This is a genomic window from Nocardia vermiculata NBRC 100427, assembly GCF_001613265.1.
Taxonomy (GTDB): Bacteria; Actinomycetota; Actinomycetes; order Mycobacteriales; family Mycobacteriaceae; genus Nocardia; species Nocardia vermiculata.
Window position 1 is genome coordinate 86,613 of sequence record NZ_BDCA01000025.1, and the last position, 19,533, is coordinate 106,145.

General features: G+C 66.2%; 16 protein-coding genes and 1 pseudogene. 6 read left to right on the forward strand and 11 right to left on the reverse strand.

Annotated elements, in window-relative coordinates; translation table 11 throughout:
* The gene (locus NV2_RS23300; protein ID WP_067878419.1) at positions 1-1,020 is read right to left on the reverse strand and encodes an NAD(P)/FAD-dependent oxidoreductase; all 1,020 of its coding nucleotides are present in this window, start codon (positions 1,018-1,020) and stop codon (positions 1-3) included.
* A gap of 79 nt (positions 1,021-1,099) precedes the next feature.
* Between NV2_RS23300 and NV2_RS23305 the strand changes: the two genes are divergently transcribed.
* A complete protein-coding gene (locus tag NV2_RS23305; RefSeq protein ID WP_067878340.1) occupies positions 1,100-1,708 on the forward strand; it encodes a helix-turn-helix domain-containing protein in 609 nt (202 codons plus the stop codon).
* On the opposite strand, the gene NV2_RS23310 is transcribed toward NV2_RS23305, so the two are convergent.
* Complete coding sequence (locus tag NV2_RS23310; protein WP_067878422.1) at positions 1,705-3,240, reverse strand: FAD-binding protein; 1,536 nt, start codon at positions 3,238-3,240, stop codon at positions 1,705-1,707. The genes NV2_RS23305 and NV2_RS23310 overlap by 4 nt on opposite strands.
* Before the next feature lie 201 nt (positions 3,241-3,441).
* On the opposite strand from NV2_RS23310, the gene NV2_RS23315 reads away from it, so the two are divergent.
* From NV2_RS23315 to NV2_RS23325, 3 genes are all read left to right on the forward strand, one after another.
* Positions 3,442-4,674: an MFS transporter gene (locus NV2_RS23315; protein ID WP_067878342.1), complete on the forward strand. Its 1,233-nt coding sequence runs from the start codon at positions 3,442-3,444 to the stop codon at positions 4,672-4,674.
* An 85-nt stretch (positions 4,675-4,759) separates the two neighbouring features.
* The gene (locus NV2_RS23320) at positions 4,760-5,773 is read left to right on the forward strand and encodes an LLM class flavin-dependent oxidoreductase (protein WP_067878348.1); all 1,014 of its coding nucleotides are present in this window, start codon (positions 4,760-4,762) and stop codon (positions 5,771-5,773) included.
* Positions 5,774-5,907: 134 nt separating this feature from the next.
* Complete coding sequence (locus NV2_RS23325; protein WP_157103037.1) at positions 5,908-6,369, forward strand: hypothetical protein; 462 nt, start codon at positions 5,908-5,910, stop codon at positions 6,367-6,369.
* 45 nt (positions 6,370-6,414) lie between these two features.
* Here NV2_RS23325 and NV2_RS23330 read toward each other — a convergent pair whose 3' ends face one another.
* Positions 6,415-8,148 (reverse strand): cutinase family protein, encoded by a 1,734-nt coding sequence (locus NV2_RS23330; protein WP_067878353.1) that lies wholly within the window; start codon positions 8,146-8,148, stop codon positions 6,415-6,417.
* 242 nt (positions 8,149-8,390) lie between these two features.
* Between NV2_RS23330 and NV2_RS23335 the strand changes: the two are divergent.
* A pseudogene (locus NV2_RS23335) lies at positions 8,391-8,675 on the forward strand (cupin domain-containing protein); the annotation flags it as partial.
* Here the strand turns inward: NV2_RS23335 and dnaB are convergent.
* From dnaB to rpsF, 5 genes are all read right to left on the reverse strand, one after another.
* Entirely contained in the window at positions 8,633-10,012 is a 1,380-nt protein-coding gene (gene dnaB, locus NV2_RS23340) for a replicative DNA helicase (protein WP_067878356.1), read from the reverse strand. The pseudogene NV2_RS23335 and the gene dnaB overlap by 43 nt on opposite strands.
* A gap of 822 nt (positions 10,013-10,834) precedes the next feature.
* The gene (rplI, locus tag NV2_RS23345) at positions 10,835-11,290 is read right to left on the reverse strand and encodes a 50S ribosomal protein L9 (RefSeq protein WP_067878358.1); all 456 of its coding nucleotides are present in this window, start codon (positions 11,288-11,290) and stop codon (positions 10,835-10,837) included.
* Between the two features lie 16 nt (positions 11,291-11,306).
* Complete coding sequence (rpsR, locus tag NV2_RS23350) at positions 11,307-11,582, reverse strand: 30S ribosomal protein S18 (protein WP_067878361.1); 276 nt, start codon at positions 11,580-11,582, stop codon at positions 11,307-11,309.
* A gap of 60 nt (positions 11,583-11,642) precedes the next feature.
* On the reverse strand, positions 11,643-12,182 hold the full coding sequence (locus NV2_RS23355; RefSeq protein ID WP_067878363.1) for a single-stranded DNA-binding protein: 540 nt from the start codon (positions 12,180-12,182) through the stop codon (positions 11,643-11,645).
* 147 nt (positions 12,183-12,329) lie between these two features.
* The gene (gene rpsF / locus NV2_RS23360; RefSeq protein WP_067878366.1) at positions 12,330-12,620 is read right to left on the reverse strand and encodes a 30S ribosomal protein S6; all 291 of its coding nucleotides are present in this window, start codon (positions 12,618-12,620) and stop codon (positions 12,330-12,332) included.
* Between the two features lie 323 nt (positions 12,621-12,943).
* Here rpsF and NV2_RS23365 point away from each other — a divergent pair, with 323 nt between their 5' ends.
* Positions 12,944-14,260: a glycosyltransferase family protein gene (locus NV2_RS23365; protein ID WP_157103039.1), complete on the forward strand. Its 1,317-nt coding sequence runs from the start codon at positions 12,944-12,946 to the stop codon at positions 14,258-14,260.
* 155 nt (positions 14,261-14,415) lie between these two features.
* On the opposite strand, the gene NV2_RS23370 is transcribed toward NV2_RS23365, so the two are convergent.
* From NV2_RS23370 to NV2_RS23380, 3 genes are read right to left on the reverse strand one after another with little or no spacing between them, the layout of a single operon-like run.
* Positions 14,416-15,168: an isocitrate lyase/PEP mutase family protein gene (locus tag NV2_RS23370; protein WP_067878372.1), complete on the reverse strand. Its 753-nt coding sequence runs from the start codon at positions 15,166-15,168 to the stop codon at positions 14,416-14,418.
* Positions 15,165-16,898 carry a glycosyltransferase family 87 protein gene (locus tag NV2_RS23375; protein WP_067878425.1) on the reverse strand — a complete coding sequence of 578 codons (1,734 nt, stop codon included), beginning with the start codon at positions 16,896-16,898 and terminating at the stop codon, positions 15,165-15,167. The genes NV2_RS23370 and NV2_RS23375 overlap by 4 nt, the downstream gene beginning before the upstream one ends.
* A gap of 29 nt (positions 16,899-16,927) precedes the next feature.
* Positions 16,928-19,390 carry a transglycosylase domain-containing protein gene (locus tag NV2_RS23380; RefSeq protein WP_067878374.1) on the reverse strand — a complete coding sequence of 821 codons (2,463 nt, stop codon included), beginning with the start codon at positions 19,388-19,390 and terminating at the stop codon, positions 16,928-16,930.
* Positions 19,391-19,533: the final 143 nt, after the last annotated feature.

Below are 19,533 nucleotides of genomic sequence, written 5' to 3' on the forward strand. Positions count from 1 at the left end.
TCACAGTCCGTGGCGGCGGTCGCCGAGCACTCGCTCGCTCACCGCGGCCTCCTCGGCGCTGCCGAATCCGCGGCGGTACTGCTCGACCGCGTCGAGGGTCTCCTCCTCGACCAGATCGGCATTGATCTGAGCGGCGGCGAAGGCACCTGCCGCTGCCGCGGCCCCCACCTGCGCGGAAAGATCGGTGACGTTTCCGGCTGCCCACACACCCGGTGCCTCCGTCCGGCCCATCGCATCGGTCGGGACGTAATACCCTGCACCCGACGGATGTTCGGCAGTCTGCACACCGAGCTTGCCGAGCAGGTCGGAATTGGCCACCATCTGCGGGCCCACCGCGATCACGGTGCGGGGTAGGACCGTACCGTCGGCCATCCGTACCCCGGAGATCCGGTCCGCGGTGATCTCGAGCGCGTCGACGGCGCCCGTGACAACCGTAATACCGCGCGCGGCAAGCCTTTCCGCATCATCCGCGCTGGGGGCGTCCATGGTGTGCAGGAACAGTGTCACATCGGAACTCCACTGGCGGAACAACAGTGCGCCGTGTACCGCCATCGGTCCGTTGGCGATCACCCCGATCGGCTGATCACGCACCTCCCAGCCGTGGCAGTACGGGCAGTGCACGACGTCGTGTCCCCACCGTTCGCGCAGCCCCGCGATATCCGGGATTTTGTCGGCCAGGCCGGTGGTCACCAGCAAGCGGCGTGAGCGCACGGTGCGTCCGTCGGCCAGTTCGAGGGTGAAACCGTCGTCCTCGCGTACCGCGCCGGTGACCTCTCCGCTCACCACCTGCCCGCCGTATCCGCGTACCTCGGCGCGCCCGTGTTCGAGCAGTTCGCCCGGCGGCATCCCTTCCCGTGCGAGCAGACCGTGCACGCCTTCGGCCGGCGCGTTGCGCGGCCGCCCGGCGTCGATCACCACCACCGAGCGGCGCGCCCGCGCCAGCATCAGCGCGCCGTTCAACCCGGCGGCGCCGCCGCCGACGACCACGACGTCATAGCTGTTGTTCAGTTCATCGGCCACCGTGACCACCTCCTGCGGCTACTGTGCCCGAGCACCCACGCAGTGGCAAACATATTTGCTGTAATGGCAAACTGAAAGGATGGACGAGAACCTGGATCGCGCGCTGGACGCCGTGGGCCCGCGGCTACGGGCGCTGCGCCAACAGCGCCGGACCACCCTCACCGACCTGGCCACCACCACCGGCATTTCGGTCAGCACCCTGTCGCGGCTCGAATCCGGAACCCGAAAACCGACCCTCGAGCTGCTGCTCCCGCTGGCCCGCGCACACGGTGTCACCCTCGACGAACTGGTCGACGCCCCACCGACCGGGGACCCGCGCATCCATCTGCGCCCCATCACCCAGAACGGTATGACGATGCTGCCGCTGACGCGTCGCGCGGGCGGCATCCAGGCCTACAAGATGATCGTCCATCCCGAACACCGGCGCGGCGAGCCCGACCCACGGACCCACGACGGCTACGAATGGTTGTACGTCCTCAACGGCCGGCTGCGCGTGATACTCGGTGAACACGACATCGTGATGACGCCCGGCGAAGCCGCGGAATTCGACACCCGCGTCCCGCACTGGTTCGGCCCCGCCGACGACCACCCCGTGGAATTCCTCAGCCTGTTCGGCAAACAGGGGGAACGCGCGCACCTGCGGGCGAGCCCGAAATCCGGCGACCAGCGGCCGGAAACCGGTGCTTAGCGGCCGAGGATGTGCAGCACCGCCAGGTGACTGAACAACATCGACGCACCGATCGGATTGCCACCACCGGGATAGGTGGTGCCGCTCACCGCGGCCATGGTGTTGCCCGCCGCGTAGAGCCCGGGAATCGGAGATCCGTTCGCGTCGAGCACCCGAGCGGCGGTGTCGGTGCGCAAGCCGCCCTTGGTGCCCAGATCCGAGATGCCGAATGCGGCCGCGTGGAAGGGGCCCTTCCGAATCGGGACCAGCGGTGATTCCCCATTGCTGAAAGAGCGATCATAGGCTTCGTCGCCGCGTCCGAAGTCCTCGTCCACACCGCGGTCGGCGAAGCCGTTGAACCGGTCCACCGTGTCGATCAGAGCCTGCGCCGGCACCCCGATCAGCTCCGCGAGCTCGGCGAGCGTGGCGGCACTGTGCAGCAAACCCGCCTTCTCGTATTCCTCCGATTCGGCCATCGGCACATTACTGGCCTTCACCGGCGGCACCAGGCCCTCGCTGTCGTCGTAGATCATCCAGTACGGCAGCGACATGGCGTCCTCGTTCAGACGCTCGATGACGCGGCGGCCGATCCGGTCGTAGGCCGCGGATTCGTTGACGAACCGCTGTCCGTGACCGTCCACGAAGATCCCGCCGGTGAACCACAGTGCGAACGCTGCCCGGCCGTCGGGATGGATCATGCCCGGTGACCACCACGCCTGATCCATCAGATCCGTATCGGCCCCGGCAGCGATCGCCGCTTCATGCGCGCGGCCTTGATTTCCCCAGGGGCCCATGGTGTCCCGAGCCTGCCCGGGAACACCGAACCGGGTACGCAGTGCATCGCTCTGCTCGAAGCCACCGGCCGACAGCACCACCCCCTTGCGGGTGCGAATCGCCACCCGCTGCCCGTCGCGCTCCACGATCGCGCCGGTCACGGCACCGTCCTCGACGACCAGTTCGACCAGCGGGGAATTCAGATGCAGTGTGGCATTCGGGTATTGGGAGATACCGAGCAACAGCCGGCCGATCAGGGCGCGGCCGCCGACCAGATATTTCGGCTGCGGATCACCGCGCCGATCCGTCTCCAGCGGCCCTCGCACCGACTCCGACAGCTCGCCGAGTGCGGAGGCGCGCAACGGTTTCGGAATGACGTGGCGGTTTCCCTCGTTACTGGCCTTCGGTTCGGAACCGAAGTAGTCCGGCCACGGCAACTGCTGGAAGACGAAGTTCTCGTCGGCCTCGAGGTATTCGATCAGTTTCGCCCCACCGCGGACGAAGGTCTCCTGCAGATCGGCCGGGGTGCGGTCGCCGACCACGGCGCGGAAATAGGTCAGCGCATCGTCGAAACTGTCCTCGACACCGGCGCGACGCAGCACCGGATTGCACGGGAACCACACGCCGCCGCCACCGGAGTACGACGTGGTGCCGCCGAACTTCTCGGTGGCCTCGACCACCGCGACCCGAAGCCCCTCACGGGCGGCGGTATAGGCCCCGGCCAGCCCCGCTCCGGCCCCTGCGACCAGCACATCGACTTCTTCGTTCCAGTCCGTCACCGCACACACTCCCAGTACTCGTCTGGTTCGACGGTATCCCGCTGGTTCCGGAGGTGGGGCCGACGATCCCGCTGGGCAGGAAACCGCAGATCCGGTCCGACAACCGCGGGTTGTGCACGACAGGGCCCCGGTTGTTTGATCGCGCCTCGCGACCTTGTTTCGATCACCCGATCCGCACACTGAACGAGGTGGCACCCACCCATGCGCAAGCGCTCACCGTTCGCCCTGCTCTGGTCCGCATACGCGGCGAGCACGTTCGGCACCTACCTGGCTCTCGACGCTTTCGCGCTGATCGCCATCCGCGTCCTGGATGCCGGGCCCGGCGCGGTCTCGGCGCTCAGCGCGGCGGGATCGGCGGTCGGAGTACTGCTCGCGGTGCCGCTCGGGCCGTGGATGGAGTTCCGTCGCAAGCGGCCGGTGCTGGTCACGACGGATCTGGTGCGGTGTGTGGCGATGCTCAGCGTCCCGATCGCCTTCGCACTCGGGCTGCTCGGCTACGCACAACTACTGATCGTGTCGATCGTGGTGGCCGCCGCCGACATCGCGTTTCGTGCCGCCAGTGGTGCCTACCTGAAAATTGTTGTCCCGCAGGAGGAACTGCTCGCCGCCAACGCTCGATTCGAGTCGACCACCTGGACCGCGACCGCGCTCGGGCCCCCACTCGGCGGGACCGCGATCGGGCTGTTCGGGCCGGTGGTGACAGTCCTCGCCGATGCCTGCAGTTACCTGATCTCGGCTGCGACGCTCGGCGCCATACGAGCTCGTGAACCCGAACCAGAACGTACCGCCACCGGACGTGTCCGGCTCTCGGATCTGTCCGAAGGCTGGCGTTATCTGTTCACCCATCCCGGCCTGCGGCCGCTGTTCCTCAACGCCGTAGCCGTCAACGGACTGATCATGGCAACCGCACCGGTCCTCGCCGTACTGATGCTCGGCCCACTGCATTTCCCCACCTGGCAGTACGGCCTCGCGTTCGGCGTCCCCTGTCTCGCGGGCCTGGCCGGAGCACGCCTGTCGGCGCCGCTGGGCCGGCGCTACGGACAGCGCCGCATCCTGCTCGTCGCCGGCACCGTGCGTGCCTGCTGGCCACTGGGTCTGGCCTGCATCGGACCCGGCCTACCCGGCCTGCTCCTGGTGATGGTGGTCGAAGCGGGCCTGATCGCGAGTATCGGGATCTTCAACCCCATCATGGCGACCTACCGCCTGCAACAGACCGATCCGAGCCGGGTGGCGCGCGTGCTCACCGCATGGTCGATCACGGCCAAAGCCACCATCGCCGTTCTCACCGGTCTGTGGGGTGTACTGGCACAGCTCGCCGGCCCACGCACCGCCCTGGCAGGCGCCGGGGTGCTGCTCCTGGCGACGCCGCTGCTGCTGCGGACCCGGGTCCCCACCCGCGCGGTTGTTCCGGTCGGGAACAGCGGAGGCCGGTGATGTGTTCGAACCGGACAGTGGATCCGCCAGGGTTCCGATCCCGCGTGCCCGATCGCCGCGCCCCGAACACGAAAGGCAACGACATATGCCCACCGCATTGTCCATTCTCGATCTGGCGTCGGTGGCTCCCGGCGCGACCGCGCGCGACAGCTTCGCCAACAGCGTCGCCCTCGCTCGCACCGCGGAAAGCAGCGGCTATCGCCGCGTCTGGTATGCCGAACACCACAACATGGCCTCGATCGCGTCCAGCGCCACCAGCGTGCTGATCGGTCATGTCGCCGCGCATACCGAAACCATCCGCCTCGGGGCCGGCGGCATCATGTTGCCCAACCATTCGCCGCTGGTGATCGCCGAGCAGTTCGGCACCCTGGAAACGTTGTACCCCGGCCGCATCGACCTGGGCCTGGGCCGCGCACCCGGCAGTGATCAGAAGACCATGCGCGCACTGCGCCGCGACCACCACTCCGCCGACACCTTCCCGCAGGACGTCCTGGAACTGCAGGGCTACCTCAACGGACAGTCGCGCATCCCCGGGGTGGAAGCCGTGCCGCGCGCGGAAAACGGTGTGCCGCTCTACATTCTCGGCTCGTCCCTGTTCGGCGCACAACTCGCCGCACACCTCGGCCTGCCCTACGCCTTCGCCTCACACTTCGCACCCGACGCACTGCGTCAAGCGATCGAGGTGTACCGCGAGAAGTTCCAGCCGTCCGAACAATTGGCCGAACCGTACGTGATGGCCGGTATCAACGTCTTCGCTGCCGACACCCACGACGAGGCACTCGACCAGAAGATGGTCGCCTACCGTGCCCGCGCCCGCATGATGATCACCCGCGGCCCCAACACCCCCAGCTTCACCGACGAGGAGATCGACCTGCTCCTGGACTCCCCGCAGGGAGCCCAGCTCTCGGCGATGACCCGTTACACCGCCGCCGGTACCGCCGAAGAAGTCCGTGACCACCTCGAGGAATTCGCCACCACCATCGGCGCCCACGAACTGATCACCACCCATCAGGCCACCGGCATCGCCGACCGCCTCCGCTCGGTGGAACTGACCGCAGCTGCCGCCCTCGCGAAGCAGGACGACCGCTCCGCCGTCTGACGTCGAAAGGCGCTGAGGACGCACCTGATTCCCCGATTCCCTGCGCCGCGGCATCGATCGGACGATCATCACCTGGTGATCGGTCCGAACAGCGGATCGCGGTGCCCGCCGATTCGCGCGATGAGGGGAGCTTCATGCGACGCACTATCACCGGCCGGCTGCTCGGTGTGGGGGCACTGACCGCTGCGGCGTTCGTCACCGGTGCGGCACCGGCCGCCGCCGCACCGGACGGGCAGTCGTGGGACACGATCTACACCACCTCGCGCTCGGGACTGTGTGTCGGCCGGATCGACCCCAGCGTGGGGTACGGCGGGCTGTCCGGCGGCGCCGGGCTGTTCAACTTCCGGGCCACGCTCTGGGGCGTCGGTGACTGCGCGATGCGTATCACCGCCCACTGGACCAATACCGACAACGGTCGCACCGGGTCGGTCGGTCAGGAAATCACCGGGCCCGGCTATCACCATTACGGAGCCGAGCCGCCGTTCTACCCGGGGCCCGGCCATGTCACCGTCACCTTCACCACGGATGCCGTCTCGGTGCCCGCCCCCGCTCATGGTGAGTGGATCATGCCGCAGCTTCCGGGAGACGGCAGCTGACCTGCCGGAACACTGGTTCCGGCAGGTCAGCTGCGTTCGATTCGGTTACTTCGCCGCCGACGGCGTGGTGGTCGGCTCCGGTGCCGGCTCGGTGGTGGTCGGCCGTGCGGTAGTCGACGCGGTGGCCTCCGGTTCCGTGGTGACCGGCGGCTCGTTGGTCTCCACCGGCTTGTCCACCGTGGCGGCGACTTCCTTGCGCGGCGGGTCCGCCGGCGTGCTGGTGGCCGGGTCCGAGGTCGTCGGCTGCTGTGTCGTCGGCTCCGGTGCCGACTGCGTCGTTGTCGTCGGTTCGGCCTTCGTGGTCGAGGTCTGCGTAGTAGCGGGCGCCTTCGTGGTCGTGGGAGCCGAAGTGGTCGAGGAAGCAGCCGAGGTGGTCGGTGCCGCTTGCGATTCCACGACCGCCTGGTGTGCCGCCTGGACATCCGCGTCGGTGGGCTTCGACTTGGTGTCCACCGTCTCGCCGGCCTGAGCCTGCTTGGCCAGGTGGGTGAGCCAGGCCGCGGCGTATTCGGCCGAGGTCAGCGGCTTACCGTTGGCAGCATCGGAATCACGCCAGTAGTCGAAATGGTGACCGGTACCGTTCGGGCCGAGAGTCAGCTGGTACGGATCGCTCATGACCACCGGGATGGTGTTCTGATTGGTCACGATCAGACCGATGATCTCGTTGAGAACCTTCTGCGGCAGATAGGCGAGCGGCGCCAACTGCCCGGTCGAAATCGAGTCGGCCGGAGGGGTTTCCGCGACATCCTTCGCCGGGTCGTAGCTGGGCTCGGACACCTTCAGCAGGACGTCCAGGAAGGTCTGATCACTGGCCATCCAGTCCGGCCGGGCCGCGATGTAGGAGAAGGCGTTCATCGCGATGCGACCGAGCGTCACCGCCACATCCTGTCCCGTGGCGGGGGTGAGGCCCTCGTTCTGCAGATCGTCGACGTTCAGCTGCCGCCCGACGTTCGCCGCCAGCTGCAGCAACGAAATATTCTGCGGTGCAGCACAAGTCAGATCTCCCTCGGAGCAGAAGGAGGCGACCTTACCGTCCAGCGCGCCGAAATCGCCGGCGTTGTCGGTCATCGCGCCCTGCCCGGAGATCGGCTTGTTGCCGTCCTGGTACGAGGTATCGAAGTTGTCGGGATGGTTGGGATCCTTGGCGCCGGGGAAGGGGCCGTCCCCTGCGGTACGACCGTTGTCGGCCAGAATCACCACGCCCAGCACATTTTTCGGATCGACGACGTCGTACTTGCCATTGGCGTCGGGTTCGTCGTGGCCGACTCCCATCGCGACCCGGCGGGCGACGTCGGCGCCCTCGCTGTAACCGACGATCGAGAACTTGGTGTCCGGGCAGGCCGCGGCGATATCGTGCATGACCTTCTCGGTATTGGTCACGCCGGTGTTCACCGCATCCTCGTAGGTACGCATATCCGCTGGATAGGCGATGTACACCGCGGCATACGATCCCGGATCGACGTCGTCGGCCGGTGCGTTCACCACCGGATCCACCCAGTGGCTGCTGTAATCGCTCGACAATGCGGCCGGAAGCGCGTTGCCGTTCGCGTCGACCAGCATCGCCGTAGTGTTCGGGTCCGGACTGTCGTTACGCCCGGCCACCGAGATCGTCACCATGTCGTGGCATTCGGTGACCGACGAGGTCAGCCGGGTATCCCGATGTTCCGGCGTCGCCATCAGACCCCAGGATGCCGCGACAATGGCCGCCACCCCCAGAGCGGCCGGCGCAGCCGCGGCCGAAGCAATCCGGTGCCGCGCGAAGAACTCACGAAGAGCCATGTCCTGATCCCCATTCCGAATCCGACAAGAGAAGGCGGACAGGCCCCCCGACGGGCCATGTATATGTCACGGAAGGTGTCGTGAAACAGCAGCAGAGTGTTACCGACCGGAACGAACGGTGACCCACACCACGAGCCGGCCGGCAGTTTCGACAATCTGGCAACAGAAGTTGCGTAGGCGATAAAACCGCAGGCAGGGTGGGTCGGTGAGTGAAGAATTCGGCCCGGTCCTGGCCGCCATCGGCCCCGCGCTCCCACGAGGGCTACCACTGGCTCTACGTGCTCAGTGGCCGCCTGCGTGTCGTACTCGGCGACCGGGATCTCGTGTTCAGCACCGGTGAGGTCGCCGAGTACGACACCAACCTCCCACACTGGTTCGGCAATGCCGACGACCTGCCGGTGGAATTTCTCAGCATCCTCGGCCCCCAGGGCGAACGCATCCACCTACGAGCCGCTACCGCCCCAGCTGAACAGAATTCCTCGAATTATCCGCGCGCCATATCCACGAAACGGCTCAAGTGCAGCTGATGGGCGACAGTGATGGTTGCTGTGGGACCGTTTCGGTGTTTGCCGAGGATGAGGTCCGCTTCACCGCCGCGGGGATCGTCACGCTCGAATGCGTCGGGGCGGTGCAACAGGATGACCATATCGGCGTCCTGTTCCAGCGAGCCCGATTCGCGAAGGTCGGAGACCATGGGGCGCTTATCGGTTCGCTGCTCCGGACCACGATTCAGCTGACTGATGGCGACCACCGGAACTTCCAATTCCTTGGCGAGCAGTTTCAGGCTTCGGGAGAATTCCGAGACTTCCTGCTGCCGGGATTCGACCTTCTTGCCGGAGGTCATCAGCTGCAGATAGTCCACGATGACGAGCCGCAGGTCGTGACGCTGCTTGAGCCGCCGCGCTTTTGCCCGGATCTCCATCATGGTCAGGTTCGGTGAATCGTCCACGAACAGCGGCGCCTCACTGATCTCACTCATCCGCCGTGCCAGCTTGGTCCAGTCGTCGTCGCTCATCCGCCCGGCACGCATATCACCGAGTTTGATCTTCGCCTCCGCCGACAGCAGACGCATGACGATCTCGGTCCGGCTCATCTCCAGCGAGAAAATCACGCTCGCCAGTCCGTGTTTGACGGAACAACTCCGCATGAAATCCATTCCGAGCGTGGATTTTCCCACGCCAGGCCGAGCTGCGACGATGATCATCTGGCCCGGGTGCAGGCCGTTGGTCACCTCGTCCAGTTCGGTGAAGCCGGTGGGGACGCCGAGGGAGATGCCGCCGCGGCTGGCGATGGAGTCGATTTCGTCCATCGTGGGCTGGAGCAGTTCTTCCAGCGGCATGAAGTCTTCGCTGGAGCGACGTTCGGTGACTTCGTAGATTTCGGCCTGGGCGCGGTCGACCACCTCGGCGACGTCCTGGCCGTCGGCACCGGCGTAACCGAATTGCACGATGCGGGTACCGGCTTCGACCAGGCGGCGCAGAATCGCCTTCTCCGCGACGATTTCGGCGTAGTACGAGGCATTGGCCGCTGTGGGCACCGTTTGGGTCAGGGTGACCAGGTACGGGGCGCCACCGATGCGTTTGAGTTCGCCGCGGCGGTCGAGGGTGGCGGCCACGGTGACCGGGTCGGCGGGTTCGCCACGACCGTAGAGGTCGAGCACCGCGTCGTAGACGGCCTGGTGGGCGGGGCGGTAGAAGTCGCCGGGGCGGATCACCTCGACCACGTCGGCGATGGCGTCCTTGCTGAGCAGCATGCCGCCGAGCACGGACTGTTCGGCGGCCATGTCGTGGGGCGGCTGCCGGCCGAAATCCTCACCGGGCTGGTCGTTGTACTCCGAGTGCCCGCGATCGTCGACGACTGCCACCGACTCGACCGTCCTCTCTGCTCGCACCCCGCTGCGTCGGCGGACCCGACGGGATGCGTAGTGCGCGATGCTCATCGGTGCCGACCGGGTGCGGATCTCCCGCCGTATGCCCGACCCTATTGATGACTTGTTGTACGCCGCGGTACCGACACGTTGGTCCCCTCACATCGGTACCGCAGTTACCGATGTGAGCGGTCCGCGAACAGGGCGTTCGGCCGGGCGGCGGGCGCGTCGATCAGGGCGCCGGGACGAACCTAAAGGACCGAACTGGGGATCACCAAACCGACCTGTGGATAAGTCTGTGGATAAACTGGGCACAGTTCACCTGCTGTTGTGTAGGCCCTGTGTATCACCTGGGGATAAGTGTGTATGCATAGCGGCTATGACCAGGTGGAACCTGGTTTTTTCGTTTTCACACATGTGGATCAAAACACTGTCGGCGTGTCATTGAACATGAACAGCCGGGCGTGTTGAGTTGACAAACGTGCCACATCTTATGACTCAGGTCACATAAGTGCCGGTCGGTTTACCGAGTTGTCCACATATCCCCAAGAGCTGGGAGGGGTGAGCGCAAAAGAACGTGACGGTACGAGGAAGTGGGCGCCGTCACATTCGATAGCAAACCTACCGCAACCATAGCGTGATGTGCCGGAACTCGGCGGCCGAATGTGTGAAATGCATCGGAGAAGAGGTGAAAAAATCGCAGCCGAAGACCATCCCCGCTGTCAGAGCGGGGATGGTCTTCGACAAGCTGTGAAACCGTTGTCCTGGACAGACTTTCCGGACGAACCGGGCGGTGCCGACCGAACAGCGGGCGGAGCATTACTCCGCGGCAGCAACCTGCAGGTCGAACTTGGCAACCACATCCGGGTGCAGGTGCACCGAGATGCTGTGCTTGCCGGTGCTCTTGATGTGCGACTTCGGCAGTTCGATGCTGCGCTTGTCGAGCACCGGGCCACCGGCGGTCTTGACCGCACCGGCGACATCGGCGGTGGTGACCGAGCCGAACAGCTTGCCGGTGCCGGCGGTCTTCACCGTCAGCGAGACCGACTCCAGGCCTTCGATGGCGGCCTTCAGTTCCTTGGCGTGGTCCAGGTCGCGCACGCGGCGGGCGTCCTGCGCCCGGCGAATGCCCTCGACCTGCTTCTCGGCACCCTTGGTGGCGACGATCGCCAGGCTGCGCGGCAGCAGGTAGTTGCGGCCGTAGCCGTCCTTGACCTCCACGGTGTCGCCGGGCGCACCGAGGTTGTCCACATCAGCAGTCAGAATCAGCTTCATTGTCTGCCTCCCGTTCTCAGCGAGCCGTGGACACGTACGGCAGCAGCGCGACCTCGCGAGAGTTCTTCACCGCGACGGCGACGTCGCGCTGATGCTGCACGCAGTTTCCGGTGACGCGGCGGGCGCGGATCTTGCCGCGGTCGCTGACGAACTTGCGCAGCAACGCCGTGTCCTTGTAGTCGATAACGGCGCCGATAGCACCGTTGCCGTCCTTCTTGGCCTTCTTGTCGTCCTTGCAGAAGGCGCAGGCCTTCTTCTTCAGCACCTTTTCGCGTGCCGGCGCTTTACCCATGGGTCTTTACTCCGTAATGCGTGGGGAACCGCTCACGCGGGCCCCGGAATTGAGCCGTTCTCAGAACGGCGGTTCGTCGTCGGTGTGGCCGCCCCCGAAGGAGCCGGCCGCGGGAGCACTGCCCCACGGGTCGTCGCCGGCGTTCTGCTGTCCGCCGCGACCACCGCCGTTGGAGCCGCCGAAGCTCCCGCCGCTGCCGCCGGAATTACCACCACCACTGTTGAAACCACCACCGCGCGAGGTCTTGTTGACCTTCGCGGTCGCGTAGCGCAGCGAGGGGCCGATCTCGTCGACCTCGAGTTCCACGACCGTGCGCTTCTCACCCTCGCGGGTTTCGAAGGAGCGCTGCTTGAGCCGGCCGCTCACGATGACACGAGCGCCTCGGGTCAGGCTTTCGGCGACGTTCTCCGCGGCCTCACGCCAGATGTTGCAGCGCAGGAACAGAGCCTCGCCGTCTTTCCATTCGTTGGCGTTACGGTCGAATACCCGCGGTGTGGATGCGACGGTGAAATTGGCCACCGCCGCGCCCGAGGGTGTGAAACGAAGTTCCGGATCTGCCGTCAAATTGCCGATGACGGTGATTACGGTGTCGCCTGCCATGGTTCCTCCTGGTCTCCGGTGCAATTGCGCCTGTTGGGGTAGAGCCTAGAGTCAGGCCCCGACTAATTCGGGCCGATACGGCCCGAGACGCCCCCGAATGCAGGCGCAGTTTGCTGTTCGACAGCTAGCTGTATGCCAGCGGAGGGATTACTTCTTGTCGTTGCGCAGCACTTTGGTGCGCAGAACCGACTCGTTCAGCCCCAGCTGACGGTCGAGCTCGCTGACCGTGGCCGGCTCGGCGGTCAGATCGACGACGGCGTAGATGCCCTCGGCGCGCTTCTCGATTTCGTAGGCCAGCCGACGGCGGCCCCAGAGGTCGACCTTGTCGATCTTGCCGCCCTGCTGCGAGACCACACTGAGCATCTTGTCCAGGTTCGGACCGACAGTGCGCTCGTCCAGGTTCGGATCGAGGATGACCATCAATTCGTAATGACGCACGGGAACCCATCACCTCCTGTGGACTGGAAACGGCCACGGACTTTCCGTGGCAGGAGGGGTCGTTGCGTCAGCAACCCGACAAGGCTACATGAGCGGCCCCCGATCACCCGAATCCGGGCCACGGGGTGCGAAAAGAGTCTCCTTCGCGGTGAATATCGGCGTCCGCCGGGTAGTCCACCTATCGTGGTGCACATGCCGAGCCGACCCGCCGATTGTTTCGGCCGCGGCGGTCCTGACGAAATCGCTGCGGAGGGGGCCGCGTGGCGGGTGCGGTAACCCGGGCACGCATCGGCGGCCGGGTCGCGGCGATATCCGCGGTGCTGATGTGCGCCGTCACCCTGATCTTCGCCTATCTCAACAAGGCCCGGTGCGCGGGAGCGCCGTTCGACGCCGACGGCCGCAGCGAGATGTTCGACCGCATCAAGGACAGCGAGGTCTGCTACTCCGATATTCAGTTCCTGTGGCTCGGCCGCGGGATCAACGAACATCTGTTTCCGTACGTGAGCGGCGGGATCACACCCGACGGCACGCTGACCGGCGGCGCGGTGGAATATCCGGTACTCAGCGGCCTGCTGATGTGGCTCGGCGCCGCCGGGGCGCACGACGACGCCGCGTTCCTACTCCACTCGGCGCTGTTACTGGCACCGTTCGCGCTGTTGACGGCATGGCTGCTGGGCCGGATGTCGGGGGCGGTGGCGCTGCTCTGGTCGGTGGGCCCACCGCTGGTGCTGTACGCATTTCACAACTGGGAACTTCCGGTGGTGTGCGCCGCCGTCGGAGCGGTCTACGTCGTTACCGTGCTGACCCGATATTCGCTGCGCACCCGGGCGATCATCGCCGCGGTGCTGCTGGGTATCGGCTTCTGCCTGAAGTTGTATCCGGGGATTTTCGTCCTCCCACTGATGCTCTACGTATTCCTCGGCGAACCGGATCTCGGCGGCGACCAGGATGCCGATGCCGCCTCGCCGCCGCGCGGATACGACCCGCGGGGTGCGCTCGCGGTCGCCGGCGCCGCCGTCGCGACGGTGGTGGCCGTCAATCTGCCGTTCGCCGTCGCCGGATACGAGGGCTGGCGCGCGTCGTTCACCTTCCAGCAGTTGCGCCAGGCCGATATCACCACCAATTCGATCTGGTACTGGGGCCTGCGCCCGTTGTTCGATTCGGGCGACAGTGGGGAACACCGATTCCAGGATGTGGTGTCGACGGCGTCCCCGGTTCTGGTGATCGCCGCGTTCGCGCTGGCGATCTGGTTGGGATGGCGCCGTTTTCCGATACTCGGATATCTCCCCTGGGTGGGTGTGAGTGGCGCGATGCTGTGTGGATTCCTGTTGTTCCACAAGGTGCATTCGCCGCAATACACGCTGTGGGTGCTGCCGTTCTTCGTGCTGCTCGAAGTGCCCTGGTCCGCGGTCGGCGCCTACCTGCTCGCCGATCTGGCATTGGGGATCGGGGTATTTCGCTATTTCCATGCACTGGGCAGCGGTTCGGATGCACACCTGTACGAGAAGCTGGTCGAATTCGGCGTCTGGGGCCGGGCGATCCTGCTGGTGTTCTTCTTCTTCGCATTCATCCGTGCGCGCCCCCGCGGATACCGGCCGGTGCTGTCACCCGCCGTACGGGAACTCGTTCCCGCGCGGTGACGCACCGACCGGAGCAGTACCGCAAACAGAGCCGATGACCGTCTCGTTCGCACACCTTCGGCTCGCTCATCTCGGGCGTCAGGGCATGCGGTTGCGACGGGCATCGGCGAGGCCCATTGTCACAGAGGGTAAATGGCGGACGCCAGGTGGGCGTATCAGTGCCAGCGTTGCAGCAGCCGATTCGCCTCGATGCTCAACGCGCGCTGCAGGAATGGGCCGAAACTGACTCGGGCCACACCCAATTCGGCGAAATACGCACGGTCGCCCTGATCCGGAAGGCCGATCGCGTTGACGGGCAACGGCAATTCGGTGCAGAGCCGACGCAGGATATCGGGGTCGCGTTGGCCCACCGGATACAGCACATCGGCACCCGATTCGGCGGCCAGCCGCATCCGCTCCAACACCCGGTCGACGCGGTCCGCGGTGTTCTGGTCTTCGCGCAGGAAAAGATCGGTGCGTGCGTTGACGACGACATGTACACCGGTGGCGTCGGCGGCCTGGCGCAGACCGGCAACGAAATCGGCATGTTCGCGCGGCTCGCGCAGGCGGCCGCCCTCGCTGTGTACCGAGTCCTCGATATTCAGGCCGACCGCGCCGGCTTCGAGAAGTCCTTCGATCAGCTGGGCGGGCTTCAGGGCATAGCCGGACTCGATGTCCACCGAGACGGGAATATCGACGGCGGCGGTGATTTCGCGGACCCGCGCCATCGATTCGCGATAGGTCATCCCCTCCTGATCGGACTTACCGAGCGAATCCGCCAGCGGATGACTGCCTACCGTCAGTGCGGCGAATCCGGCCTCCTGCACCAGATGTGCCGACCACGCGTCCCACACCGTCGGCAGGATCACCGGGTCACCGGGACGATGCAGTGCGAGCAGGGTGGTCGCCGATTCGCTGGGTGCGGTCATGAATCGATCTTCGCTCGAGATCTCGGCGTGCGCCAGTACTGCCGGGCCCCGGCCGGTGCTCTCGCGGCAGCTTTCGGTTGCAGGACGTTCGGCAGCCACGGGAGCGCGGGGTCCTGGCTGCCGTCGAGGATGCCGCCCACCGGGTCGTCGGTACCGTCGGCCCGCACCGGATCCAGTTCGGGGCGGTAGATCTGGCGAATCACCAGTGCACACAGGCCCAGCACCGCGAGATCGCGGACCAGCACGGTGGCGGTGAACCACTGTTCCGGGACACCCTTGTCGTCGGTGCCCAGGTAGTAGTACATGCGCGGGAACCAGACCAGTGCGTCGACGGTCATCCAGGCCAGCAGAATTCGACGATGGGGTAAGGCGAGGACGGCGAGCGGAACCAGCCACAGCGAGTACTGCGGGCTCCAGACCTTGTTCGTCAGCAGGAATGCGGCGACCACCAGGAATGCCAGCTGCGCGACCCGGGGCCGGCGCGCGGCCGTCAACGCGATGTAGCCGATCGCGATGCAGGCGGTCGCGAACAGCAGCAGCGACACCGTGTTGAGCGTGGACGGTGTCTCGGTCGCGCCGAGCGGCCCGTCGAATCCTTGCCATCCGGTGAACGAGGTGATGACGTTGTACAGCGAGTCCGGGTCGGCGTGACGTTCACTGTTGAGGCGGAAGAATTCCCACCAGCCCTTCGTGAACGGCACCGCGATCGGCAGATTCGCCGCCAGCCAGGCCAGGACGGCCGACACCGTGGTGACCACCGCCGCACGTAGCGGGCTGATGCGGGCCCCGGCCAGATAGTCGCGTAGCGCGGCGCCGAGCCCGTTACCGTTGCGTCGCAGCTGTTCTCGCAGGCCCGGTAACTGGTGCCGACTGTCGGCACGCAGGCACAGCACAATGATCGGGCCCAGCAGCAGCAGCGGATACAACTTGGCCGCGCCACCCAGTCCCAGCAGCACGCCGGCCAGTACCGGTCGCTTGCGCGCCCACGCCAGCAGGCCGGTGGCAGCGCAGGCCGTGGCCAGCGCGTCGAAATTGGTGAAGATGTGCACCAGCACCAGCGGGGACAACGCCACCAGTGCGGAATCCCAGATGCGCCGCCCGGCCAGCATCGCCGAAGCCCACACGGTCACCAGCCAGGCCAGCGCCAGTCCCACCGCGACGACGTTGAAATACACCACGACCGACAGCGCCTGTGGCAGCGGCAACGCCCGCCAGACGTTGGCGACCTCCATGGAGACGTACTGGTAGAGGCCCGAGAGCACCGGGTACTCCATGTACCTGGTTTGGCTCTTGCCGTCGGCTCCGGTCTCTTCCCAGTGCTTCTTGTACGGGAACGCGCCCTCGTCGAGGCGTTCGGCGCCGTAGAGCGGGACGGTATCCGAGTAGCACATGGCCACGTACTGGCGGCCGTTGTTCCAGTCGAGGGTGAGGCGGCCGTCGGAGTTGGTGGTCTGCTGAATGCAGCCGGCCTTACCCGCCCAGCCGAAGGCGAGGAACACCACGGCGAAGGCCAGCAGGATCCGCAACGGAGTCCAGAAGCGGGTGCGCCCGATCAGTGCGTGGTCGCCGACCGGGCCGCCGATCACCGTGCTCGCGTGTGCGGTCATCGAATCCGTGCGGCTGGGTCTGTCACGCAGACCGTCCGATCTCCGATCGGCTGCTACCGGTGCCGCGGAAACGAAACCGGTGGCGGTCTCGACGTCGTCGTTATCGGACGTCGATGCCGCCACCGGCTGTTGATCACTCACGCCACCCGAGGCTACCGGTGGCTGTCGGAGTAACTGTCGTCCGTCCCGTCACCGTAGGTTCCACCGGGGTTGTTCCCGGAGTTACCACTGGAGTCCTCCGATTGCGATTCCCGCCGTGATTCCGACGCGTTCGGAGCGGTGCCCTCGGCCGGTGCCACCGGCTGTCCCGGCATCGGCCCGGAGTTGTCGGACTGCGGTTGGGTCTGCCCCTGCGGCTGTTGTTGCCGTGGATTGGGCTGCAGGCCCGGCACCGGAATGGTGATGCCTGGCAGGATCTCGACCTGCGAGGGCTTCACGACCACGGGCGGTTCGTAGGCCTGTTCGGTGGTGGACGGTGCGGTGTAAGGCGCCGAGTAGGACGGCACACCGGCCTGCCCGCCGATCGCTGTCGGCTTGGGGAAGGTTTCCTTCGGTGTGCCCTCGAGCGCGCCGTCCATGATGTCCTTCCAGATGTCGGACGGCAGGCCCGAGCCGTACATGATCGATCCGCCGGCCGTCTTCAGCGGGCCACCCTCTTCGGTACCGACCCATACCGCGGTGGACAGCGAGGGGGTGAAGCCGATCATCCACGCGTCGCGGTTCTGACCGGTGTCGCCGAGCTGCGTGGTTCCGGTCTTGGCACCCGATTTGCGGCCGCCCGCGAGGCCGTGGTTGCGCGAGCTCGCGGCGATCGGTTCCATTGCCGCGGTGAGGTTGTCGGCGACTGCCGCGGAGATGCGTCGCTCACCCGCGACCTCGCCGCGGTCGAGCAGCACCTGACCGTCGGCGGTGACGACCTTCTGCACGAAGTGCGGCTTGTGATAGATGCCCGAGGCCGCGATGGTCGCGTAGGCGGAGGCCATGTCCAGCGGCCGCACCTGGTACTGGCCCAGGATGATGCCGTTGTTGGGGCCGGCGCCGTTGGGCTCGGTGAGCGTCTCACCGACACCCGGAATGTTTTCCGGAATACCCATCCGGTGCGCCATTGCGGCGATCTTGTTCGGGCCGTCCGGAATATCGAGCTCCATCCGGTAGAAGCTGGTGTTCAGTGACCGTTTCAGGGCCTCGGCAATGGTGCAGGTACCGCAGTCTTCACCCTCGGCATTGGTGATCTTGATGCCGTTGACGGTGAGCGGGGAGCTGTCGTACATCGTGGACAGCGGCTTGCCGCGGTCCAGGTTCACGGCCAGGCCGAACACCTTGAACGTCGAACCGGACTGCAGGCCGGCGTTCGCGAGGTCGTATCCGGCCCCGTTGTCGCCGCCGTAGTACGCGCGCACCCCGCCGGTCTTCGGATCGATGGAGACGGCCGCGGTGCGGGTCTCGTCGCGTTCGCCCTCCATATTCGAGTGCACCGAGTCGACCGCGGCCTGCTGTGCCTTCTGATCGATGGTCGTGGTGATCTTCAGGCCCTCGGTGTTGAGCTGGGTATCACTGATCCCCGCTTCGGCGAGCTCCTGCAGCACCTGGCGTTTGATCAACCCGTTGGCACCGGGCTCCTGGGGCTGGTCGCCTTCGCTGCCGTCATCGGAGGACAGGACCTTCGGGTACACCATGCCGGCGCGCTTCGCGGCGTCCAGGTGGCCACCGGCCACCATGCCGTCGAGCACGTAGTTCCAGCGCTGCTCGGCACCTTCCGGATTGTTCTCCGGGTCCAGGCCGTAGGGCTGCTGAATGGTGGCGGCGAGCACCGCCCCCTCCTCGACACTGAGCTCCTCGACCGGCTTGCCGAAGTAGGCCTGCGCACCGGCGTCGATGCCGAAGGTGCCGCGTCCGAACGGGATCGTGTTCAGATACGCGGTGAGGATGTCGTTCTTGCTCCACTGCCGCGCCATCTTGGCCGAGATCACGAGCTCTTTCATCTTGCGGCTCAGTGAATGCTCGTTACCGACCATCGAGTTCTTGACGTACTGCTGGGTGATCGTCGAACCACCACCGGCGCTGTCTCGGCCGAGGACGTTGTCGCGCGCGGCGCGGGCGAAACCGGAGATGGAGAAGCCGGGGTTGCTGTAGAAGTCGCGGTCCTCGGCCGCGAGTACGGCATTGCGCACATCCGGCGGGATCTGGTCGATCGTGACATCGGTGCGGTTGCCCTGCGGCGGAACGATCTTGCTGATCACCGAGGAGTTGTCCGACGCGAGGATCGTGGCGACCTGATTGGTTTTGAGATCGCCCGGTTGGGGTATCGAAACCGTCGTGTACGCGACCAGGAAGACCGCGCTCGGCACCACGATGGCCAATGCCACCAGGACGTAGAGCACGCGGCGCACGATGCGCCACCGGGATTTCTTCTTCGGTCCCTTACCCGCCGGACCACTCGGTCCGTCACCACCGCCGTTGCCTTTGCGTGGCGGCGGTCCCGACGGCGGGTTACCGCTACCGCTACCACTGGCAGCAGCACGTCGTGCACCGGTACTCGGGCCGGATCCCGGCCGGGATCCGGCCCCGCCGGACGCGCGAGTGGCTGCGCTGGAGCGCTGGTTGCGCTGTGCCATCGCCTCACCGAGCGACCCCGGCTTGGAGATTTTCTGCGTCGACTGGGCGCCGCCTGCCCGCTGCGTCGGATCGCCGCCACGCGGCGGGGCACCGGGCGGATTCGGCCGGCCACCACGAACCGTCGGCTGCCCGCCGGTACGCG

Coding starts and splice junctions, on each gene's coding strand:
- NV2_RS23315 (WP_067878342.1), top strand. CDS start 3,442: ATGCGCAAGCGCTCACCGTTCGCCCTGCTCTGGTCCGCATACGCGGCG.
- NV2_RS23320 (WP_067878348.1), top strand. CDS start 4,760: ATGCCCACCGCATTGTCCATTCTCGATCTGGCGTCGGTGGCTCCCGGC.
- NV2_RS23355 (WP_067878363.1), bottom strand. CDS start 12,182: ATGGCAGGCGACACCGTAATCACCGTCATCGGCAATTTGACGGCAGAT.
- NV2_RS23370 (WP_067878372.1), bottom strand. CDS start 15,168: ATGACCGCACCCAGCGAATCGGCGACCACCCTGCTCGCACTGCATCGT.
- NV2_RS23380 (WP_067878374.1), bottom strand. CDS start 19,390: ATGGCACAGCGCAACCAGCGCTCCAGCGCAGCCACTCGCGCGTCCGGC.
- rplI (WP_067878358.1), bottom strand. CDS start 11,290: ATGAAGCTGATTCTGACTGCTGATGTGGACAACCTCGGTGCGCCCGGC.
- NV2_RS23325 (WP_157103037.1), top strand. CDS start 5,908: ATGCGACGCACTATCACCGGCCGGCTGCTCGGTGTGGGGGCACTGACC.
- rpsR (WP_067878361.1), bottom strand. CDS start 11,582: ATGGGTAAAGCGCCGGCACGCGAAAAGGTGCTGAAGAAGAAGGCCTGC.
- NV2_RS23365 (WP_157103039.1), top strand. CDS start 12,944: ATGTGCGCCGTCACCCTGATCTTCGCCTATCTCAACAAGGCCCGGTGC.
- NV2_RS23330 (WP_067878353.1), bottom strand. CDS start 8,148: ATGGCTCTTCGTGAGTTCTTCGCGCGGCACCGGATTGCTTCGGCCGCG.
- NV2_RS23305 (WP_067878340.1), top strand. CDS start 1,100: ATGGACGAGAACCTGGATCGCGCGCTGGACGCCGTGGGCCCGCGGCTA.